The 19,509-nt window shown below is 73.9% G+C and carries 18 protein-coding genes and 1 riboswitch; of the genes, 3 read left to right on the forward strand and 15 right to left on the reverse strand.

Annotated features, from left to right (window positions below; translation table 11 throughout):
- The first annotated feature begins 32 nt into the window (after positions 1 to 32).
- On the forward strand, positions 33 to 3,695 hold the full coding sequence (locus ACY34I_RS08095) for a hypothetical protein (RefSeq protein ID WP_462753946.1): 3,663 nt from the start codon (positions 33 to 35) through the stop codon (positions 3,693 to 3,695).
- A gap of 45 nt (positions 3,696 to 3,740) precedes the next feature.
- On the opposite strand, the gene thiC is transcribed toward ACY34I_RS08095, so the two are convergent.
- The 7 genes from thiC to thiE form a co-directional block, all read right to left on the reverse strand.
- Positions 3,741 to 5,333 (reverse strand): phosphomethylpyrimidine synthase ThiC, encoded by a 1,593-nt coding sequence (gene thiC / locus ACY34I_RS08100; protein WP_462753948.1) that lies wholly within the window; start codon positions 5,331 to 5,333, stop codon positions 3,741 to 3,743.
- A 17-nt stretch (positions 5,334 to 5,350) separates the two neighbouring features.
- A complete protein-coding gene (gene thiD / locus ACY34I_RS08105; protein WP_462753950.1) occupies positions 5,351 to 6,139 on the reverse strand; it encodes a bifunctional hydroxymethylpyrimidine kinase/phosphomethylpyrimidine kinase in 789 nt (262 codons plus the stop codon).
- Entirely contained in the window at positions 6,136 to 6,915 is a 780-nt protein-coding gene (locus tag ACY34I_RS08110) for a thiamine phosphate synthase (RefSeq protein ID WP_462753952.1), read from the reverse strand. The genes thiD and ACY34I_RS08110 overlap by 4 nt, the downstream gene beginning before the upstream one ends.
- Positions 6,916 to 7,019: 104 nt before the next feature.
- Complete coding sequence (locus tag ACY34I_RS08115) at positions 7,020 to 7,799, reverse strand: thiazole synthase (RefSeq protein ID WP_462753954.1); 780 nt, start codon at positions 7,797 to 7,799, stop codon at positions 7,020 to 7,022.
- The gene (thiS, locus tag ACY34I_RS08120) at positions 7,796 to 7,996 is read right to left on the reverse strand and encodes a sulfur carrier protein ThiS (protein WP_462753956.1); all 201 of its coding nucleotides are present in this window, start codon (positions 7,994 to 7,996) and stop codon (positions 7,796 to 7,798) included. The genes ACY34I_RS08115 and thiS overlap by 4 nt, the downstream gene beginning before the upstream one ends.
- Entirely contained in the window at positions 7,987 to 9,123 is a 1,137-nt protein-coding gene (thiO, locus tag ACY34I_RS08125; RefSeq protein ID WP_462753958.1) for a glycine oxidase ThiO, read from the reverse strand. Before thiO ends, thiS begins: the two co-directional genes overlap by 10 nt.
- Positions 9,117 to 9,743: a thiamine phosphate synthase gene (gene thiE, locus ACY34I_RS08130; RefSeq protein ID WP_462753960.1), complete on the reverse strand. Its 627-nt coding sequence runs from the start codon at positions 9,741 to 9,743 to the stop codon at positions 9,117 to 9,119. Before thiE ends, thiO begins: the two co-directional genes overlap by 7 nt.
- Positions 9,738 to 9,846: riboswitch (TPP riboswitch) on the reverse strand. It overlaps the preceding gene by 6 nt.
- A 256-nt stretch (positions 9,847 to 10,102) precedes the next feature.
- Between thiE and ACY34I_RS08135 the strand changes: the two genes are divergently transcribed.
- Positions 10,103 to 10,504, forward strand: a complete 402-nt coding sequence (locus tag ACY34I_RS08135) for a hypothetical protein (protein ID WP_462753962.1) — start codon at positions 10,103 to 10,105, stop codon at positions 10,502 to 10,504.
- A 112-nt stretch (positions 10,505 to 10,616) separates the two neighbouring features.
- On the opposite strand, the gene ACY34I_RS08140 is transcribed toward ACY34I_RS08135, so the two are convergent.
- The 4 genes from ACY34I_RS08140 to ACY34I_RS08155 form a co-directional block, all read right to left on the reverse strand.
- On the reverse strand, positions 10,617 to 11,579 hold the full coding sequence (locus ACY34I_RS08140; protein WP_462753963.1) for an aldo/keto reductase: 963 nt from the start codon (positions 11,577 to 11,579) through the stop codon (positions 10,617 to 10,619).
- Between the two features lie 123 nt (positions 11,580 to 11,702).
- Complete coding sequence (locus tag ACY34I_RS08145; protein ID WP_462753965.1) at positions 11,703 to 12,500, reverse strand: nucleotidyltransferase domain-containing protein; 798 nt, start codon at positions 12,498 to 12,500, stop codon at positions 11,703 to 11,705.
- Positions 12,497 to 14,176 (reverse strand): ATP-binding cassette domain-containing protein, encoded by a 1,680-nt coding sequence (locus ACY34I_RS08150; protein WP_462753967.1) that lies wholly within the window; start codon positions 14,174 to 14,176, stop codon positions 12,497 to 12,499. The genes ACY34I_RS08145 and ACY34I_RS08150 overlap by 4 nt, the downstream gene beginning before the upstream one ends.
- 41 nt (positions 14,177 to 14,217) lie before the next feature.
- Entirely contained in the window at positions 14,218 to 14,823 is a 606-nt protein-coding gene (locus tag ACY34I_RS08155; RefSeq protein WP_462754154.1) for a class I SAM-dependent methyltransferase, read from the reverse strand.
- 163 nt (positions 14,824 to 14,986) lie between these two features.
- On the opposite strand from ACY34I_RS08155, the gene ACY34I_RS08160 reads away from it, so the two are divergent.
- Entirely contained in the window at positions 14,987 to 16,180 is a 1,194-nt protein-coding gene (locus ACY34I_RS08160) for a hypothetical protein (RefSeq protein ID WP_462753969.1), read from the forward strand.
- A gap of 78 nt (positions 16,181 to 16,258) precedes the next feature.
- Here ACY34I_RS08160 and truA read toward each other — a convergent pair whose 3' ends face one another.
- The 4 genes from truA to rpsD form a co-directional block, all read right to left on the reverse strand.
- Entirely contained in the window at positions 16,259 to 17,092 is an 834-nt protein-coding gene (truA, locus tag ACY34I_RS08165; protein WP_462753971.1) for a tRNA pseudouridine(38-40) synthase TruA, read from the reverse strand.
- A gap of 74 nt (positions 17,093 to 17,166) precedes the next feature.
- Entirely contained in the window at positions 17,167 to 17,718 is a 552-nt protein-coding gene (gene rplQ, locus ACY34I_RS08170; RefSeq protein ID WP_148793485.1) for a 50S ribosomal protein L17, read from the reverse strand.
- Between the two features lie 34 nt (positions 17,719 to 17,752).
- Positions 17,753 to 18,775 carry a DNA-directed RNA polymerase subunit alpha gene (locus tag ACY34I_RS08175; protein ID WP_007073009.1) on the reverse strand — a complete coding sequence of 341 codons (1,023 nt, stop codon included), beginning with the start codon at positions 18,773 to 18,775 and terminating at the stop codon, positions 17,753 to 17,755.
- 96 nt (positions 18,776 to 18,871) lie between these two features.
- Positions 18,872 to 19,498 carry a 30S ribosomal protein S4 gene (gene rpsD, locus ACY34I_RS08180; protein WP_073834915.1) on the reverse strand — a complete coding sequence of 209 codons (627 nt, stop codon included), beginning with the start codon at positions 19,496 to 19,498 and terminating at the stop codon, positions 18,872 to 18,874.
- Positions 19,499 to 19,509 lie beyond the last annotated feature (11 nt).

Genomic DNA, 19,509 nt, shown 5'->3' on the forward strand with positions numbered 1-19,509 from the left:
GATCGACCCCACCTGGCCGTAACGTGCCGGACATGGCCTTTCGGACGTGGGGCAGGCTGCTGCTCACGGCGCTCGTGGTGAGCCTGCTGGCCGGGGCCGGCCAGCTTGGCGTCGCGTACGGGTTCGGCGTCGTGCGCCTCAACGGCGCGTTCATCGACGGCTCGGTCAACCGGTGGCCCGCCCAGCTTGCCTGGGTCGCCTGGTTCGCGGCGATCGCCGCGGTGACCGGTGCCGTCCTCACCCAACGGTTCGCCCGACGGGACGGGCTGCCCGGCGGCACCAGCGAACAGCTCGCCGTCGCTGGCGCCGCCGCGCTGGGCGCGACCGTCGTCGCACCGCTGTGCATGCAGCCGGCCCGCGCGGCCGAACTCGGCGGCACCGTCGAGCCGGTGTGGGCGGTCGGCGTCTGCGCGATCCTCGGCGCGGTGGTCGGGGCCGGCGCCGCGATCGCCGTCCTGCTCAAGCCGCCGCTGGGCTGGAACATCGCGCTGAGCGCGGTGATCGTCTGGCTGCTCGCGCTGGTCTCCGCCGCACCGTCGGTCGCCTCGGCCGGGCCGCTGCTGAGCGTACGCCTCGGGGTCCTCGAACCGTCCTGGCTGGACCCCGCGCCGGCGCAACGCCTGGCCGCGCTGATCATGCCCACGGTGGCCCTGCTGGCCGGCGCGGCGGTCGGGGCGGTGGCCCGCCAGCGCGGGCACTCGCCGCTCATCGGCGGGGCGGCCGGGGCGGCCGGACCGGTCCTGCTGGCCTTCGCGTACCTGACCGCCGGCCCCGGCGACGCGACCGACCGCTACCAGCTCGCCCCCTACTACGGGGCGCTGGTCGCGGTCGCCGCCGGCGCGCTCGGCTCGACCGCCACCACGGTGCTGCGCCGGACGGTCGCCGAGACCGAGACCGCCGCGATCGAGCCCACCGACATCCTCCAGCCCCTGCCGTCGTCGCCCGCCACCCCCGGCGACCCGGACCCCGCCGCCGACCCGGCCGCCGGTTCCCTGACGGCCACTGGTTCCCTGACGGCCACTGGTTCCCTGACGGCCGCCGGTCCCCTGGCGGCTGAAGAGGGCAGCTCTAGCGAACCGGACCGTCCCGACGTTGGGCCCGAGGCGAGCCCTCGGGGTGCCGGTGCCGCCAGGCCCGCCCACTGGGACTGGCCGGTGCCCGCCGGCCTCACGCCGGCCCCCCGGGCGGCCCTTCCGCCCCGGACGGTCTCCGACCGCAGCCGCTCCGCGGACCGTCCCGCCATCGAGCTCACCGGCGGCGGCGACCACGCAACCCGTGAGCACGCCGCTCTCGCTGACCGCACACCGTCCGCCCTGCCCACCACCTCCGCCGACCGCAGCGGTTCCGGCACGGACACCGCCTCCGCCGATCACACCGACTCCATCGAGCACACCGCCGCCACCAAGCGTGGCTCCGTCGACGAACGCAGCTCCGTCGGCGAGCGCAGTTCCGCCGACGAGCGCAGCTCCGCCGACGAGCCGGCCTCGGCGGCCGAGCCCCCCGGCGGCGGTTCCGCCGACCAGCCGGCCTCCGCGGCCGAGGCCGACCCCGGCGGATCGGAGCAGGATGGCCGCCCGGTCGGCGACGCCGGCGGCGAGGAGCCCGTCGTCGCGCGCGACGCCGAGGACGTGATGCGGAACCTCCGGGCCCCGGGGCTGCTGCCCCCGACGCGGCGCACCTCCGCCATCGACGTGCTCGCCGCCGGCCACCCGGCCCCGCAACCACCCGCCGAGCCGCAGGTAGCGACCACCGCCGCTCCGGCTTCAGTTCCGGCTCCGGCTTCAGCCCCTGCTCCTGCTTCGGCTCCGGCTTCGGCTTCGGCTTCGGCTTCGGAGATGCTTCCGGAGCTGGTGCCGTCGCCAGCACCGGACGTCGCGGCGTCGGCGGTCGCGGACGCGGCACCGCGTGCCGAGGCGCCGGTCACGGCAGAGCCCCACGACGGCACGGCGCTCGGGAAGCAGCCCACGACGCCGGCCACCGCTCCGCCGGCCCAGCCGAACGGCGAGACCCCGGCGCGGGCGGGCCGATCCGACTCGGCGACGCCGGGCCCCGTCGCGCGGCCGGCCGCCGGCCGCCGGTCTCGCCGGCAACCGCCGCCCGCGCCAGAGCCGATCCCGGCCGAGGCGGACAACGCCCGGCTGGACGGAGCCGGGACGAGCACCAGGCGACCGGCGGTGGACGCGACCGCGCCGGCCCAGGTTCGGCGCGACCGGACCGACGCAGCCGCATCGGCGAGCGCGCCGACGAACCCTGCGGCGGAGGCGGCGGCCGGTGCGGGCGAGCCGGGCTCGACCAGCACCCGCCCGGGCAGCCGCTCCAGGCGCGGACGCAAGACTCGCACCAGTCAGGCCACCGCGACGGCTCCGGCCGAGCCGACCGACACGGCGAACCCGGTCGCGGCGACCCCCACCGGGGCGACCCCGACCGAAGCGACGCCGGTCCCGGCGGCCCCGACCAAAACGACGCCGCCCCAGACAAGCCCGGCCCAGACAAGCCCGGCCCAGGCGACCCGGGGCCAGGCGACCCGGGGCCAGGCGACCCGGGGTCAGGCGACGCAGCCGACCGCTCAACCGAGCGCGGACAGGCTGCCGCCGTCCCAGGGAACGCCAGCCCACGCGACCCTGGCCCGGCCGGCCGGTGACCAGGTCGCCCCTGACCAGGCGACGTCGGACCAGGCGACGTCGGACCAAGCGGCCCCGACCCGGACCACCCGGATCGTAGCGATCCCGGCCGAGGCAGCCCCGGCCCCGGCGACCCCGATCGAGGCGTCCCGGCCCCCGGCTGCTCCGACCGAGGCGCCTCAGGTCCCGGCGGCGCCGGTGGAGGCGACCCCGGCCGACGCCGCCGCGCCCACGGTCGACGTACCGGAACGCTCGGGGCCCCCGGCGACTCCGCCGGCCCCCCGGACGGCCGGCGATTTCGACGGCAGGACCAGCGGCCGGACCTCGCCGTTCGGCGCTGGGCCGGCCGACGCCACGGCGAACCCCACGACCGGCGACGGTGGACGGCGGACTCCCAGCTACTACTTCTCCGACGACGAGCCCGCCGACCTGCCCAGCTCGGTCAACCCGCCGGCCTCGCCGCGTCCGCGCTTCCCGATCTTCGGGGACGTGACGGACCAGCTGGGCGGCGATCGGCCGACCGGGCCGGCGACACCCCCGCCCAGCCCGCCGGCCGCAGCCGCGCCCGCGCCGAGCCAACCGGTCGCGTCCGTGCCGAGCCAACCGCTCGCCCCACGGGACACCACCGGACCTGGCCCGGACAGCGAAGCGACCAGCGGCACGACGGATACTCCGGACCGGGCGGCGGCCGAGCCGGCCCGGGTCGAGCCGATGCCGCGTCCCCGTCACCGGGCCCTGCCGGACCTGGGTCGGGACGCCCGGTGGGACGCCTTCGCCAACGCCCGGCGGGCGAACCCCGTCCTCCCGAACGCCCCGCAGGCCGGCGGCCGGCACGCCGAGGCCGCAGGCCGGTCCGCGGCGGAGCTGGCCGAGGACCCAGGGGACGCGAAGTCGAAGCTCCGGGGCCTGTTCCGGCGCAACCGGGCCAAGAGCGGACCGGCTGACACCGCCCGCGAGCCTGAGTCGCTGGCGGCGCAGGACGAGGAGTACGTCGACTGGGTCGCCGGACTCGCCTCTGACTCCGACGGGCAGGACATCGCATCGCTGCGCGGCGGCCGCCACCACCGCGACTGACCCCCGGGCCGGGCCGACCAGGTGGCCGGCCCGGTCCGGGGATGTTCAGGCCAGCGGCAGATAGACCCGGGAACCGGACGACTGAAACTCGGCGGACTTGTCCCGCATGCCCCGCGCCGCGTAGTCCGCCAGCTCCTGAGTGATCTTCATGGAGCAGAACTTCGGCCCGCACATCGAGCAGAAGTGCGCCGTCTTCGCCGGCTGGGCGGGGAGCGTCGCGTCGTGGTACGACCGCGCGGTCTCCGGGTCGAGCGCGAGGTTGAACTGGTCCTCCCAGCGGAACTCGAACCGGGCCTTCGACAGCGCGTCGTCCCAGGCCTGCGCCCCGGGGTGCCCCTTGGCCAGGTCCGCCGCGTGCGCCGCGATCTTGTACGCGATCACGCCCGCCTTCACGTCGTCCCGGTCCGGTAGCCCGAGGTGCTCCTTCGGTGTGACGTAGCAGAGCATCGCAGTGCCGAACATGCCGATCATCGCGGCGCCGATGGCCGAGGTGATGTGGTCGTACGCGGGCGCGATGTCGGTGGTCAGCGGGCCGAGGGTGTAGAACGGCGCCTCGTGGCACCACTCCTGCTGGAGATCCACGTTCTCCTTGATCTTGTGCATCGGCACGTGCCCCGGGCCCTCGATCATCACCTGGACGTCGTACTCCCAGGCGATCTTCGTCAGCTCGCCGAGGGTCCGCAGCTCGGCGAACTGCGCCTCGTCGTTGGCGTCCGCGATGGAGCCGGGGCGCAGCCCGTCGCCGAGGGAGAACGTCACGTCGTAGCGGGCGAGGATCTCGCACAGCTCGCGGAAGTTGGTGTAGAGGAAGTTCTCCTCGTGGTGCGCCAGGCACCACGCGGCCATGATCGAACCACCCCGGGAGACGATGCCGGTCACCCGGTCCACGGCCAACGGCACGTACGGCAGCAGCACCCCGGCGTGCACCGTCATGTAGTCGACGCCCTGCTCGGCCTGCTCGATCACCGTCTCGCGGAACACCTCCCAGCTCAGCTGCACCGGGTCGCCGCCGACCTTCTCCAGCGCCTGGTAGATCGGCACGGTCCCGATCGGCACCGGCGCGTTGCGCACGATCGCCTCGCGGGTCTCGTGGATCCGCTTCCCAGTGGACAGGTCCATCACGGTGTCCGCGCCCCAGCGGGTGGCCCAGGTCAGCTTCTCCACCTCCTCGGCGATCGACGAGGTCACCGCGGAGGTGCCGATGTTGGCGTTCACCTTCACCAGGAAGGCCTTGCCGATGATCGCCGGCTCGCACTCCGGGTGGTTGACGTTGAGCGGCAGCACCGCCCGCCCGGCGGCGATCTCGTCCCGGACGAACTCCGGCGGCACGCCCTCCCGGATCGCCACGAACTCCATCTCCGGCGTGACCAGCCCGGCCCGCGCGTACGCGAGCTGGGTCGGTCGCTTCCCGTCGACGCCGGCCAGCGGGGTGCCCGCGCCGCGCACCGGGGCGACGTCCCCGCGTTCGGCGATCCACGGTCCGCGCAGTGGCGGCAGCCCCACCGCCGGGTCCGATCCCGGCCCGGAGGTGTCGTAGAGCCGTACCGGCGGGTTGTCCCCGGTCAGCGCCACCTCGGCGAACGGCACCCGGATGTTCGGGCGTGCCCCCGCCACGTAGATCTTGCGTCGTGCCTGCATGGCAGCCTCCTGTCGGCTCAGACGGACCAACCGAAGTGGTCCAGCGGGCCGGATCCCGCACCCAGTTCCCAGTCCCGCGCGCCGGCCAGCGCGCGGGCGACGTACTCCTTGGCGGCGGTGACCGCGACCGGCACCGGATCCCCCGCCGCCAGCCGGACGGCGATCGCCGCCGAGAACGAACAGCCGGTGCCGTGGTGGTGCCGGGTGACCACCCGGCACCCGCGAAGCAGCGTGGTCGCCCCGCCGCCGGCCAGCACGTCCACCGACCCACCCGCCGCGTCCACGTCGCCGCCGGTCACCACCACGTGCGCCGGCCCGGTCGCCGCGAGGGCCTCGGCCGCCGCGACCATCTCCTCGACCGTGGTCACCGGGCGTCCGGTGAGGGCCGCGGCCTCCGCGCAGTTCGGCGTCGCCACCTCGGCGTACGGCAGCAGCCGCTGCACCGCCTCCACCACGCCGAGCCGGTGTCCACTGGTGGCGACCAGCACCGGGTCGACGACGAGCCGGGGCAGCCGGCCCGCCTCCGCCGCCTCGGCGATCGCGTCGGCGACCGCCGGGGTGCCGAGCATGCCGGTCTTGACCGCGCGGACGTCGAAGTCGCCGAGCACGCTGTCGAGCTGGTCCCGGACGGTCTGCGGGGGCAGCGGCAGGACCGCGTCGACGCCCCTGGTGTTCTGCGCGGTGATCGCGGTGATGACGCTGGTGCCGTACGCGCCGAGGGCGGCGAAGACCTTGAGGTCGGCCTGGATGCCGGCGCCGGCGCCGGCGTCGGATCCGGCGATGGTGAGTAGGGTCCTCGGCGTCACTGTCTCCCCCTGGTTGCTCTCGGAGGCTGCTGCGGGCTGCGATTCCTCGCTGTTGGGGGCTGCGGCCGACCGTGCCCACTCCGGGCGGTCAGGCTTGATCCCTCCGTGGGCACGGTCGGCCGCAGCCCTCTCGTGGGGGCCTCCGTCGGGGTGTGCCGGCTTTGCGGCACGGGGGTGACCGCCTCGCGAAGGTTCCCGGTCAGCCGGGTGACCGCCTGGTGGAAGCTCTCGGTCAGCGTGGTGGCTGCCTCGGTGGGGTTCTCGGCGCGCATGATCGCGCCGAGCACGGCCACCCCTGCGGCTCCTGCCTCGACGCACGCCTCGACCTGCTCCGGCGTCTCGATGCCACCCAATGCCAGCGTCGGCACCGGACTGAGCTGCGCCAACGTGGCGAACCCGCGCGTTTTCAGGGGTGGGCCGTAGCCGGGTTTGGTCTTTGTGGGGAAGACCGGGGACAGCGTCACGTAGTCCTCTGTGGTGAGTCGGCGCAGCTCCTGCTCGTCGTGGCAGGAGCGGCCGACCAGGCCGACGGGCGGCGGTGGGTACGGGCCGGCGGCGGGCAGGTGCACAGCGTCGCCGCCGAGCGGGTCCGGCCCAGCCACGATCAGGGTGCCTCCGACGTCGGCGAGGATCGCCCGCAGCTCGGCGGCGAGGGCGGCACGCTCGGCGCGTGGCAGGTCCTTCTCCCGCAGCACCACCCACCACACTCCCCCGCTCACGGCCGCTGCGATCACCTCGGGCAGCGGCCCCCGCGCCACCCGCCGGTCCGTCAGCACCACGAGACCGGACGGCGCGGCGCTCGACGAGATCTTGGAAGAATCCGGCCCCTCCAGGGGCCCTCTCCTATCAAGAAACTGGTGACCAGCGGCAACCCGCGCGGTCACAGGTCCGGCCGTCCCTCGTCCGAGGTGGACGCGAGGGCGTGGAAGCGGCGGGCGATCCGTCCCGCCCCGTATGCGAGCCGCCCGGCCTGGACCGCGTACCGCATGGCGGTGGCCATCGCCACCGGGTCGGCGGCCCGGGTCACCGCGCTGGCCAGCAGCACCGCGTCGCAGCCCAGCTCCATGGCGAGCGCGGCGTCCGAGGCGGTGCCGATGCCGGCGTCGAGGATCACCGGCACGTCCACGCTCTGCCGGATCAGCCGGATGTGGTGCGGGTTGCCCACCCCCAGGCCGGAGCCGATCGGCGCACCGGCCGGCATCACCGCCGCGCAGCCCACGTCGGCCAGCCGCCGGGCCAGGACCGGATCGTCCGAGGTGTACGGCAGCACGGTGAACCCGTCCGCCACCAGCTCCTCGGCGGCGCGCAGCAGCTCCACCCCGTCGGGCAGCAGCGTCCGCTCGTCGCCGATCACCTCCAGCTTCACCCAGTCGGTGTCGAACGCCTCCCGCGCCAGGTGAGCCACCTTCACCGCCTCCGACGCGGTGTGGCAGCCGGCCGTGTTCGGCAGCACCCGTACGCCGCACCGGTCGAGCAGGTCGAGCACGCCGCCCGCGGTGCCCGGGGCGGTGTCCACCCGGCGCAGCGCCACGGTGACCAGCTCGGTGCCGGAGGCGCGGATCGCCTGTTCCAGCACGTGCAGGTTGGCGGCGCCGCCGGTGCCGAGGATGAGCCGGGAGCCGAACGCCGTCCCGCCGATCTCGAGGGCCATGCCGCTCACCCGCCCTGCGCGGCGCTGAGCACCTCGACCCGGTCGCCGTCGCGCAGGGTGGTCGCGGACCATCCGCCGCGCGGCACGACCTCGCCGTTGACCGCGACCGCCAGGCCGCGCCGCTGGTCGGTGACCTCCCGGACCACGTCGGCCACGGTCGCTTCGCCGGGCACCGTCCGCCCGGCACCGTTGACGATCAGTTCCACCTGCGCTCCTCCTCGGGTACGAAGCGGTCCGGGGTGAACGGGGCGAGCGGCGGATCCGGCTCGCCGGTGACGATCAGCTCGGTGACCAGGTCGGCGGTGACCGGGGTGAGCACGATGCCGTGCCGGTGGTGGCCGGTGGCCACGAGCACGCCCGGCCGGCCGGGCAGCGACCCGATGATCGGCGCGTTGTCCGGCGTACCGGGGCGCAGCCCGGCGGACGCCTCGACCAGGTCGTACTCGGCCAGCTCGGGGACCAGGTCGACGGCGGCGCGGAGCATCCGGAGCACCGCGCCGGCGGTCACCTCGGTGTCGGCGCGCTCCTCGACGGTCGCCCCGACCACCACCTCGCCGCTGTCCCGGGGCACCAGATAGATCGACTCGCCGTCGGCGTACCCCCGGATCACGTGCCGGAAGCCCGGCGCGCCGCGGCCGGGCGCGCGGAGCCGGAGCACCTGCCCCTTCACCGGCCGCACCGGCAGCCCGGTGAGCGCAGCCGCGCCGCAGCCGGCGGCGACCACGGTGACCCGGGCGTCCACGTCGGAGAGTCGGGCGACCGGGGCGGGGTGCAGCGCGGCGCCGGCCCGTTCGGCTGCCGCCCACAGCGCGGGCACCAGCCGGCGCGGGTCGACCTGATGGTCGCCGGGCGCGACCGCGCCGCCGCGCACCCGGGGGGCCAGCGCCGGCTCCCGGTCCCGCAGCGCCGAGGGGCGCAGTTGCGTGATCGGCAGGCCCAGCCCCTGCTGGTACGCCCAGAGCCGGCGCGCCTCGGCCAGGTCGTCGGCGGTCAGCCCGACCACCAGCGTACCGTCGGTGCGGTACCCGACGTCGGCGCCGGCGGCCTCGGCGAGCTCGGCGGCGAAGGCCGGCCAGCGGGCGGCGGAGTCGGCGAGCAGCGCGGTCAGCTCGTGCTCCCCGAAGTACGCCTCGGCCACCGGCGACAGCATCCCGGCCGCCACGTGCGAGGCCCCGGAGCCCGGTGCCGGATCGTGGACGACCACCCGCAGCCCGCGCTGCGCGCACCGCCACGCGATCGACAGCCCGACCGGTCCCGCCCCCACGACGGCGACGTCCACAAGCGAGGGTCCCCGGTTGACGCCGCCGGTAGCGGAGGATCCCCTGCTCAACACGCCAGCGCCCCGAGCAGCTCGGCCGTCGCCCGAGCGGGATCGGCCGCCCCCGACAGCGCCCCGACCACCGCCACCCCGTACGCCCCGGCGGCGCGCAGCGTCGGCGCGCTCGCGGCGGTCACCCCGCCGATGGCGATCACCGGCACGTCCACTGCCTCGGCGACCGCGCGTACGCCGGCGGGGCCGATCGGGTCGGGCAGCCCGGCCTTAGTGGTGGTGGCGTGGCAGGGGCCCAGGCCCAGGTAGCTGGCCCCGGCGGCGACGGCCGCCGCGGCGGTCCCCGGTTCCCGCGCGGTGGCGCCGAGCACGGCGGCCGAGCCGAGCACCTGGCGGGCGGCTGCCACGGGCAGGTCGTCCGCGCCGACGTGACCGCCGGCCGCGCCCACCGCGAGCGCCACGTGCAGCCGGTCGTTGACCAGACAGGTCGCGCCGTACGGCCGGCACAGCGCGACCACCCGGCGGGCCAGATCGTACGCCTCCCGGTCGGTGGCGTCGTCCGTCACCCGGACCTGGACGACCAGTTCGGCGCGGGCGACCGGCAGAGCGGCGCGCAGCACGGCGAGCGGGTCCCGCCCCGGCCGGGTGTCGGTGATGAGATGCAGACGTCCCAGGGACGACACGGCAACACTCCTCCCTGCGCCGGCATTACCCGGATCAGGTTCAACGGTCGGGGGCTGCAGCCCCCCTCTCAGCCCGGTGCACCGGGCTCCCGTGGGTCACTTGCGGCCTACCGTACGACGTCCGCCCGGATCCGCCAAGGGCGGGTGACACTTCCCACCAGCCGTCCCGGCTGAACGACAGGAACAACAGGTGATCGTCCACTCACGACACGCTGTCCGAATGCGCAGGACATCCCTCCCCACGTCAGGGGAGGCGATTCCCCCTCAAGCGGGAACATCAGCAGCCCCCGGGACTGTAAAAAAATATTCGGAACTCAAAGTTCTCGGTCTCGCGAAGGACAGAGTCTGTGCCAAGAACAGTGACGAAGCGTGCGGTTCAGGTCGCGGCGGCCCTGGCGGTCGGAGGAGCGACCATCGCGTTCAGCGCATCGCCGGCCCTTGCCGGTACGTACGTCGGCCCCGTTTACACCACTGACGACAACCCGGGCGGCAAGGCCCACTTCAATGACGTCGGCGAGTATTTCAACGCCTGCGACATCCAGTCCGACGGCAAGCGGGCGGTGGCCATCTTGCGGTGGACCTCTGGCGGGTACTCGCACTACCGAGAGGTGCAGGACGCGGACGGGGCGAACAACGGCTGTGTGCTCTACCCGTATGACATCGAGATCCCCGAGGGCACCTCGATCTCCCTGACCGCATGCCTGCGGGACGGCGCGAACGGAACCCCTGTGTTCTGTAGGACCGAATACGGAACTGCGTGACCGTACCGTTGCCTACGGCACTAGCTGATTAGGGCGGCACCGGCGGCCTGGCCCCAAGCAGCACCGCTGTCCCGGCACCGTCGATGCGGCGCCGGGACAGCGAGTGAGTGGGTCAGAGGATGGCGCCGAGGGCGGCCAGGTCCTCGTCGGTGGGCTGCCAGCTTCCCGCCTCGGCGTTGGCGCGTACCTGCTCGGGCGTGGTCGCGCCGGCGATCACCGAGGTCACCGCGGGGCGGGCGGCGAGCCCGCCGATGGCCACCTGGAGCATCGAGATCCCGCGCTCCGCGGCGTACGCCTCGATCGCCTCGATGGTGTCCCAGTCCGCCGCGGCCAGCCGCTCGGCGTACCGGCCGCCGCCGGAGAGCCGGCTGCCGGCGGGTGGGGTCTCGCCCCGGTGGTACTTGCCGGTGAGCAGGCCGTTGGCCAGCGGGAAGAACGGCAGCATGCCCAAGCCGAACCGCTCACACGCCGGGATGACCTCAGCCTCGACGGAGCGTTCCAGCAGGCTGTAGTGGTTCTGCGCGGAGATGAAGCGGGTGCGGCCCTGGGACGACGCGGTCCAGTCGGCGTCGGCGATCTGCCAGCCGGCGAAGTTCGAGTTGCCGAGGTAGCGGACCTTGCCGGCGCGGACCAGGTCGTCCAGCGCCGCGAGTGTCTCGTCGATCGGGGTGTCCGGGTCGGGTTCGTGCATCTGGTACAGGTCGATGTGGTCGGTGCCGAGCCGGCGCAGCGACGCCTCGACGGCGCGCGCGATGTAGCGGCGGGCGCCCCGGGCACCGAAGTCCGGTCCGTTCAGGCCGTGCATGTCCATGCCGAACTTGGTGGCGACCACCACGTCGTCGCGGTGGCCCTTGAGCGCCTGCCCGAGCAGTTCCTCGGAGCCGCCCTGCGGTTCGCCGTAGATGTCGGCGGTGTCGAAGAAGTTGATCCCGGCGTCGAGCGCGGCCTCGACCACCGCCCGGGTGCCGTCGAGGTCGAGCTTGCGGCCGAAGTTGTTGCAGCCGACGCCGACCACGGACACCACGAGCCCGGAGTCGCCCAGCCGGCGGTACGTCATCTCACTCACGAGATCCACCCTATGCCCAGGCGCGGACCAGCATCCGGGTGAGTCGTTCATGCCATCAAGTCCGTAGCGGCGCGGCATCCTCCTGCCACCGGTCCCGACACACCGGCATCGGTCCGCCGCCGCCCGGCCCGCTCAGCCGAGCACGTCGGCGACCAGCCGCCGCGCGGCCGCCAGGGTCCGTGCCAGCTCCTCCGGGGTACGACCGACCTCAGCGAGCAGCCCGTACGCCCGGGACACGAAGTCGGGCGGCGCATCGGGCAGCCGGCCGGCCGAGGCGATCATGCCCTTCTCGTTGATCAGCCACCGCCCGGCCCGGCCGTGCAGCGCCTGGACTAGCACCCCGACCGCCCGGAACAGGCAGCCCGCCACGTACGCACTGTCCCCGGCGGCGGCACCCTTGGCCGCCCCGTCGAACAGGAAACCCGCCTCCCACCCGCCGGCCACCAGGGCCTTCCCCAGCGCGGGCGGGTACGCCTGCGTCTCCGACCGCAGCGCGGTCAGCTCCCCGGTCGGGTCGCCGAGCACCCGGCCCAACGCCACCTCGCCTGCGTACGCGTGCGAGTAGAAGCCGAGCGGGTGCCCGGCCTGCACGCCCACCGTGTAGCGGCCGGCCCGGCAGTCCGCCCAGACGTCGTGCACCCGGTCGAGGTCGCGGTAGATCCAGTCCACGGCCACCCCGCCGACGCGCAGCCAGCCACCGCCGTCGACCCACGGCCCCCAGCCGCCCGGCGCGGTGAGCTGCACCTCGGCGTCGGCGACGGAGGCGGCGACGGCCCGCAGCCCGGCCACGTCGAGCCGGCCCCGGTAGTAGAGCCCCAGGTCCCAGTCGGAGTCGGGCCGGTGCTCGCCCCGGGCCCGGCTGCCGCCCAACGCCACCGCGACCACCCCGTCGACCGCGCAGAGCCGCTCGACCAGTTCGCCGTCGATCATCCGACGTCCCAGACCGGCTCCGGGGTCTCCACCACCTCGCCGTCGCCGCGAAACAGCACGAACCGCTCGAAGGAGCGGGTGAACCACCGGTCGTGGGTCACCGCGATCACCGTCCCCTCGAAGGCGGCCAGTCCCGCTTCGAGCGCCTCGGCGGAGGCCAGGTCGAGGTTGTCGGTCGGCTCGTCGAGCAGCAGCAGGGTCGCGCCGGAGAGTTCCAGCAGCAACACCAGGAAGCGGGCCTGCTGGCCCCCGGAGAGGGTGCCGAAGCGCTGGTCGCCCTGCCCGGCCAGCTCATACCGGGACAGCGCCGCCATCGCCGCGTGCCGGTCCATCCCGGCCCGGTGCTCGTCGCCCCGCCAGAGGATGTCGACCAGCGTCTTCTCCATCAACTCCGGGCGGTCGTGGGTCTGCGAGAAGTGGCCGGGCCGGACCCGGGCGCCGAGGCGTACCACCCCGCCGTGGGCGACGGGCGCGAGCGCCGCCGCGCCGTCGACCGGGCTGTTGGCCGGGTCCGGGTCGGTGCCGCCGCGGGCCAGCAGGCGGAGGAAGTGCGACTTGCCCGTCCCGTTCGCGCCCAGCACGGCGACCCGGTCGCCGTACCAGAGCTCCAGGTCGAAGGGGTAGGTCAGGCCGTCGAGCTCGAGCTGCTCGGCGATCACCGCGCGCTTGCCGGTGCGCCCGCCGGTCAGCCGCATCCGGATGTCCTGGTCCTTCGGGGGTACGGGCGGGGGCCCGGCCTCCTCGAACTTGCGCAACCGGGTCTGCGCGGCCTGGTAGCGCGAGGCCATCCCGTCGTTGTACGCGGCCTTCTGCTTGTACATCAGCATCAGCTCGCGCAGCTTCTGGTGCTCCTCGTCCCAGCGCCTGCGCAGCTCGTCGAGGCGGGCGTGCCGGGCCACCCGCGCCTCGTGCCAGCTGGCGAAGCCGCTCGGGTGCACCCAGGCGCTGCCGCCCTCGACGGCGACCACCCGGTCGGCGGTCTGCGCCAGCAGCTCGCGGTCGTGCGAGACGTAGAGCACCGACTTGCCGGACTCACGCAGCCGCGCCTCCAGCCACCGTTTGCCCGGTACATCGAGGAAGTTGTCCGGCTCGTCGAGGAGGAGCACCTCGTCGGTGCCCCGGAGCAGCAGTTCGAGGGCGAAGCGCTTCTGCTGGCCGCCGGAGAGGGTCCGCACCGGACGGTCCCGGGCGGCGTCCCACGGCAGGTCGAGGACGATGGTGGCGACGGTGTCGAAGAGCACCTCGGCGTCGTACCCGCCGACCTCGCCCCAGGCGGCGAGCGCGTCCGCGTACGCGAGCTGGGCCTTGCCGGCGGCGCTGCTGTACTTGCCGCGGACCTCGGCCGCCCGCATGGCCGCCTCGGTCTCGGCGAGGCGGTGGCCGGCGTCGCGCAGCGCCGGCGGGGCGAGCGAGAGCGCCAGGTCGGCGAGGGTCGAGTCGTCCCCGATCATGCCGATGAACTGCCGCATCACGCCGAGGCCGCCGGAGCGGGCGATCGCGCCGGTCTTTACCGGCAGGTCGCCGGCGACCATCCGGAGCAGCGTGGTCTTGCCGGCGCCGTTGGGCCCGACCAGGGCCACCTTGGCGCCCTCACCGACCCGGAACGACACCTCGGCGAAGAGCTCCCGGCCGTCCGGGAGCAAGTGACCGACCCCTGCCACGTCCACGTATCCCACGCGGGCATCCTGCCCGAGAGGCCGGCCTGAACGACACTCGATTACCGGGTGACCCGCAGTACCCGGTAGCCCTTCTGGCTGGCGTGCCGCTCGACCTGCCAGCCCTGCTCGACCAGCCAGCGCTGCAGCGAGTCGCCGCCGAGGTGCCGGGCGACGACCAGCCAAGCCGCCCCGTCCGGGGCGAGCCGGGGCAGCCAGCGCCGCAGCAGCTCGTGCAGTTCCGACTTGCCGATCCGGATCGGCGGGTTGGACCAGATCTCGGCGAAGGAGAGGTCGGCCGGCACCTCGTCCGGCGCCGCCACCCGGACCCGGTCGGCGGCGCCCACCCGGGCGGCGTTGCCGGCGGTGAGCTCACGGGCCCGCTCGTTGACGTCGACCGCCCAGACCGTGGCGGAAGGCACGCTGGTGGCGAGTACGCAGGTGATCGGCCCGAATCCGCAGCCGAGGTCGAGCAGCGGTCCGGTGGCAGCGGCGCTCGGCAGCTCGGCCTTGCGCAGCAGGACGGCGGTGCCGGGGTCGAGCCGGTCGGCGGAGAAGACCCCGCCGGCCGAGGCGAGGGTGTAGTCGCGCCCGGCGACGGAGAACTCGACCTCACGCGGCTGGGCGGCGGTCGTGGGTTCAGCGGTGAAGTAGTGGTCGCCGGTCACGTCGGGCATTGTCGCACCGGCCCGGGACGGTGCCGTCGACGGTGTTCCGGGCATGCAGCGCCAGCCAGGTGCCCGAGGCGGGCGAAAAAGAGATGCGACACCACTTCGCTTGATTTCCCCGAAATTACCCTCGAAAGGGACAATGGGCCCTAGGGTAACGCACATGGTGTATCGGTACGAGTCCGATGAGGACGCCTTCCTGGAGTTCCCGAGGCCCGGGTCGGACCCGTCCGTACCCGGGACACCGCCACCGCCGGGTCCCTCGCCGTCCCGCTTCCCCACCCCGTCGCTGCCCCCGCCGGTGCGGCGCACCCGGCCACCCGTCGACGTCGACCCCGCTCCCACGCCCGCCCCGGTGCCGGCCCGGTCCGGCTCCGCTCGGGCGGTCGTCTCCCGGGACACCGTGCCGCAGCCGCCGTCCGCCGCCGCACCGCACCGGCCCGAGCCGCCACCTGCGGCCACCGCCGCGCCGCGCCCACCCGCGGCGGCTCCGGAGGCCCCGGTCGCCGCTACGGTCGACGAGCTGGACCTGTCCGAGCCCCGCCAGGTCGACCGCAAGCGCGGCGGCGGCCGGACCTGGCAGGTGCTGATCGGCGGTGCCGCCGTGCTGGTGCTGCTCGCGCTCTGCGGCCTGGCCGTCGCCGCCCTGCTCCAGGACCGGACCGGCACGCCGACGGCCGGTCAGCAGACCGGGCAGCCGGCGGTGGAGCAGTCGGCCGTGGCCGACGGGAAGGACCTGGACTCCCGAGACACCGACCAGTCGGCGCTCACCGCCAAGGAGGTCTTCCCGGGGCGGCAGCTGGTGGTCACCAGCGGCCAGCCGGCCTACCAGGTGCTCAAGTCGCAGTCCAGCGGCAGCTGCGCGGTGGCGGCGACCGGCGAGATCGCGGACCTGCTGGTCCGCCTCGGCTGCAACCAGGTGGTCCGGGCGACCCTCCGCTCCCCCGACGGGGACTACCTGCTCACCGCCGGCCTGTTCAACCTGACCGACGTGGCCAGCGCCCAGCGGGCCCGGGACCGGATGCGGCAGCTGCTCGACGAGCGCCAGGGCCGGCTGCAGGGCATGTCCGTCGACGCCAGCACCGAGGCCGTCGCCAAGGGCGCCGCCCGGGTCGGCTGGCAGGTACGCGGCCACTACCTCGCCTACTGCGTGGTCACCCGCGCCGACGGGCAGCGGATCAGCTCCACCGACGCCAAGGCGCGCGACATCCTGTACGACATGATCGAGGTCCACCTGAACCGCGGCGTGCTGGAGCGCCGGGCGAACGGCGGGGTGGCCAGCCAGCCCACCCAGCCGCAGACCGACGACACCGCCGGCCAGGACGGGACCACCCAGCGGAACACCCGGAACAACTGACCGACGACAGCGGCGGCCCGTCGTCCCACCGGGAACGGCGGGCCGTACGACGTCCGGGCGGCGGTGCCGGCGGGACGGTCAGCCCTCGACGGCCGGGACCCGGAGCCGGCGGGTGAGGTCGGCGCGGCGCGCGTACTCGGCGGGGTCGTCCGGGTAACCGACGGCGACCAGGGTCAGCCCGTGCGCCGGGGCCACCGACACCTCGCTGGACCGTTCCCGGCGGGTCAGCAGGCTGGCCGGCCACTCGACCGGCCGGCGGCCGTCCCCGGCCACCAGCATGGCGCCGACCAGGCTGCGCACCATCGCCTGGCAGAACGCGTCGGCCTGCACCGTGGCGACCAGGATCCCGTCCGGGTCGCGCCGCCAGTCCAGCCGGGTCACCTCGCGCAGCGTGGTGGCGTTCTCCTTGCGCCGGCAGTACGCGGCGAAGTCGTGCTCCCCCACCAGGCCGGCGGCGGCGGCGTTCAGCGCCGCCAGGTCGAGCGGCTTCGGCCAGGACAGGGTGTCGGTGCGGCGCAGCGGCTCGGCACCCCAGGGTGCGTCCGTGACCCGGTACTCGTAGCGGCGGAAGGTGGCCGAGAAGCGGGCGTCGAAGTCGGCCGGCACCTCGGTCATGGCGCGTACCCGCACGTCGGGCGGGAGCAGCCGGGCCAGGCGGCGCAGCAGGCTCCCCTCGTGCTGCCGCCACACGGCGGTCGGCAGGTCGAGGTGGCAGACCTGCCCGGTGGCGTGCACGCCGGCGTCGGTGCGGCCGGCCACGGTCAACCCGGTCGCGGTGCCCGCGCCGAGGACCAGGTCCAGCGTTTCGACGAGCACCCCGGCGACCGTACGCCGGGTGGGCTGGGCGGCCCAGCCGGAGAAGTCGGTGCCGTCGTACGAGACGTCCAGCCGCAGCCGGGTCCGCTCGTCCACCTCGTACCTCCCGTTGACGGCGTCGGGCCCGGCACCCCAGTGAGGGATGCCGGGCCCGACGATGCTGCCTCTGCTCAGGCCTTGTTCTCGTTGGCCTCGTCGCTGTCCTCGCGGGCGGCGGCGGTGTCACCGGAGACGTGCACCGGCGGCTCGGAGTCCTGGTCGGCCGGGGCCGGGCTCTCCTCGGCCGGGGCCAGGGCCTCGACCTTGTCCTGCTGCGCGGCCTTGCGGGCGGCGGTCTTCTTGTTCGCCTTCGGCTCGGCGACCTGAAGCTCCTCCACCAGCTCGATGATCGCCATCGGAGCGGCGTCACCCTTGCGCGGGCCGGTCTTCACGATCCGGGTGTAGCCACCGTTGCGGTTGGCGTACCGGGGCGCGATCTGGTCGAACAGGGTGTAGACCACGTCCTTGTCCTTGACGACGGCCAGCACCCGCCGACGCGAGGCGAGGTCGCCCCGCTTGGCCTTGGTGATCAGCTGCTCGGCCAGCGGACGCAGCCGCCGGGCCTTCGTCTCGGTGGTCTGGATCTTGCCGTGCTGGAACAGCGAGGTGGCCAGGTTGGCCAGCATCAGCCGCTCGTGCGCGGGGCTGCCGCCGAGGCGGGGGCCCTTGGTGGGCGTGGGCATTGTTGGTGCTCCTCAGATGTGGCGGCAGCCGGACTTAGAGCTGCTCGGTCTCGCGGTAGTCGTCGGTGTCGTAGTCGGCCTCGCCGAAGGCGTCCACGACGTGCGCCGGGTCGAAGTTCGGGGCGGAGTCCTTCAGCCCCAGGCCCATCCCGGCGAGCTTCATCTTGACCTCGTCGATCGACTTCTGACCGAAGTTCCGGATGTCGAGGAGGTCCGCCTCGGTACGCCCGATCAGCTCACCAACGGAGTTGATGCCCTCGCGCTTGAGGCAGTTGTAGGAGCGGACGGTGAGGTCCAGCTCCTCGATCGGCAGAGCCAGGTCGGCCGCCAGCTGGGCGTCCTGCGGGGACGGCCCGATGTCGATGCCCTCGGCGGTCTCGTCGAGCTCCCGGGCCAGCCCGAACAGCTCCACCAGCGTCGAGCCGGCCGAGGCCAGCGCGGTACGCGGGCCCATCGACGGCTTGGTCTCGACGTCGATGATCAGCCGGTCGAAGTCGGTCCGCTGCTCGACACGGGTCGCCTCGACCCGGTAGGTCACCTTGAGCACCGGCGAGTAGATCGAGTCGACCGGGATCCGGCCGATCTCCGCGCCCGCCTGCTTGTTCTGCGCCGCCGTGACGTAGCCACGACCCCGCTCGACGGTCAGCTCCATGTCGAGCCGGCCCTTGCCGTTGAGGGTGGCGAGCTTCAGGTCCGGGTTGTGCACCGAGACACCGGCCGGGGGCTGGATGTCACCGGCGGTCACGTCGCCCGGGCCCTGCTTGCGCAGGTACATGCTGACCGGCTCGTCGTGCTCGGAGCTGACGCAGAGCTCCTTGATGTTCATGACGAGCTCGACCACGTCCTCCTTGACCCCGGGGATCGTGGTGAACTCGTGCAGGACACCGTCGATCTTGATCGAGGTCACCGCCGCACCCGGGATGGACGACAGCAGCGTGCGCCGCAGCGAGTTGCCCAGGGTGTAGCCGAAGCCAGGCTCCAGCGGCTCGATGGTGAACCGGGACCGGGTCTCGTTGATCGACTCTTCGGAGAGAGACGGTCGCTGGCTGATGAGCATCTTTTCTCTTCTCTTCCGGGGCGCCCGCTATATGACGCCCACGACACAAACTGTTCCGGTGGCCCGCCCCGGAGGGCGGGCCACCGCAACGAGCCCTTACTTGGAGTAGAGCTCGACGATCAGCTGCTCCTGGACCTGGGTGTCGATCACCTGGCGGGCCGGGAGCGAGTGCACGAGGATCTTCAGCTGGCTCGGGATGGCCTCCAGCCACGCCGGGACGGTCCGCGAGCCGGCCTCACCCTGCGCCACCAGGAACGGGGTGAGTTCCTTGCTCTTCGCACGCACCTCGACGATGTCGTGCTCCTTGACCCGGTACGACGGGATGTCGACCTTCTTGCCGTTCACCGTGAAGTGACCGTGCTTGACCAGCTGACGGGCCATGTCCCGGGACTTGGCGTAGCCGGCCCGGTAGACCACGTTGTCCAGCCGCGACTCGAGGATCTGCAGGAGGACCTCACCGGTCTTGGCCTGCTTGCCCACGGCCTCCTCGTAGTAACCGCGGAACTGCTTCTCCAGCACGCCGTAGACCCGGCGAGCCTTCTGCTTCTCACGGAGCTGGAGCAGGTACTCCGTCTCCTTGGTGCGGCCGCGGCCGTGCTGCCCGGGCGGGAACGGCCGGGACTCGAACGGGCACTTCGGGCCATCGCACTTGCTGCCCTTGAGGAACAGCTTCATCTTCTCCCGCCGGCAACGGCGGCAGTCAGCACCGGTGTAACGAGCCATCTCTCTCTAAC

The sequence above is a fragment of the Micromonospora sp. RTBAU3-60 genome (assembly GCF_054963695.1).

What these genes read in the sequence shown, in the direction of transcription:
- ACY34I_RS08160 (WP_462753969.1), top strand. Translation starts at nt 14,987, where the DNA reads ATGGTGTATCGGTACGAGTCCGATGAGGACGCCTTCCTGGAGTTCCCG.
- ACY34I_RS08145 (WP_462753965.1), bottom strand. Translation starts at nt 12,500, where the DNA reads ATGATCGACGGCGAACTGGTCGAGCGGCTCTGCGCGGTCGACGGGGTG.
- ACY34I_RS08095 (WP_462753946.1), top strand. Translation starts at nt 33, where the DNA reads ATGGCCTTTCGGACGTGGGGCAGGCTGCTGCTCACGGCGCTCGTGGTG.
- rpsD (WP_073834915.1), bottom strand. Translation starts at nt 19,498, where the DNA reads ATGGCTCGTTACACCGGTGCTGACTGCCGCCGTTGCCGGCGGGAGAAG.
- ACY34I_RS08175 (WP_007073009.1), bottom strand. Translation starts at nt 18,775, where the DNA reads ATGCTCATCAGCCAGCGACCGTCTCTCTCCGAAGAGTCGATCAACGAG.
- rplQ (WP_148793485.1), bottom strand. Translation starts at nt 17,718, where the DNA reads ATGCCCACGCCCACCAAGGGCCCCCGCCTCGGCGGCAGCCCCGCGCAC.
- thiC (WP_462753948.1), bottom strand. Translation starts at nt 5,333, where the DNA reads ATGCAGGCACGACGCAAGATCTACGTGGCGGGGGCACGCCCGAACATC.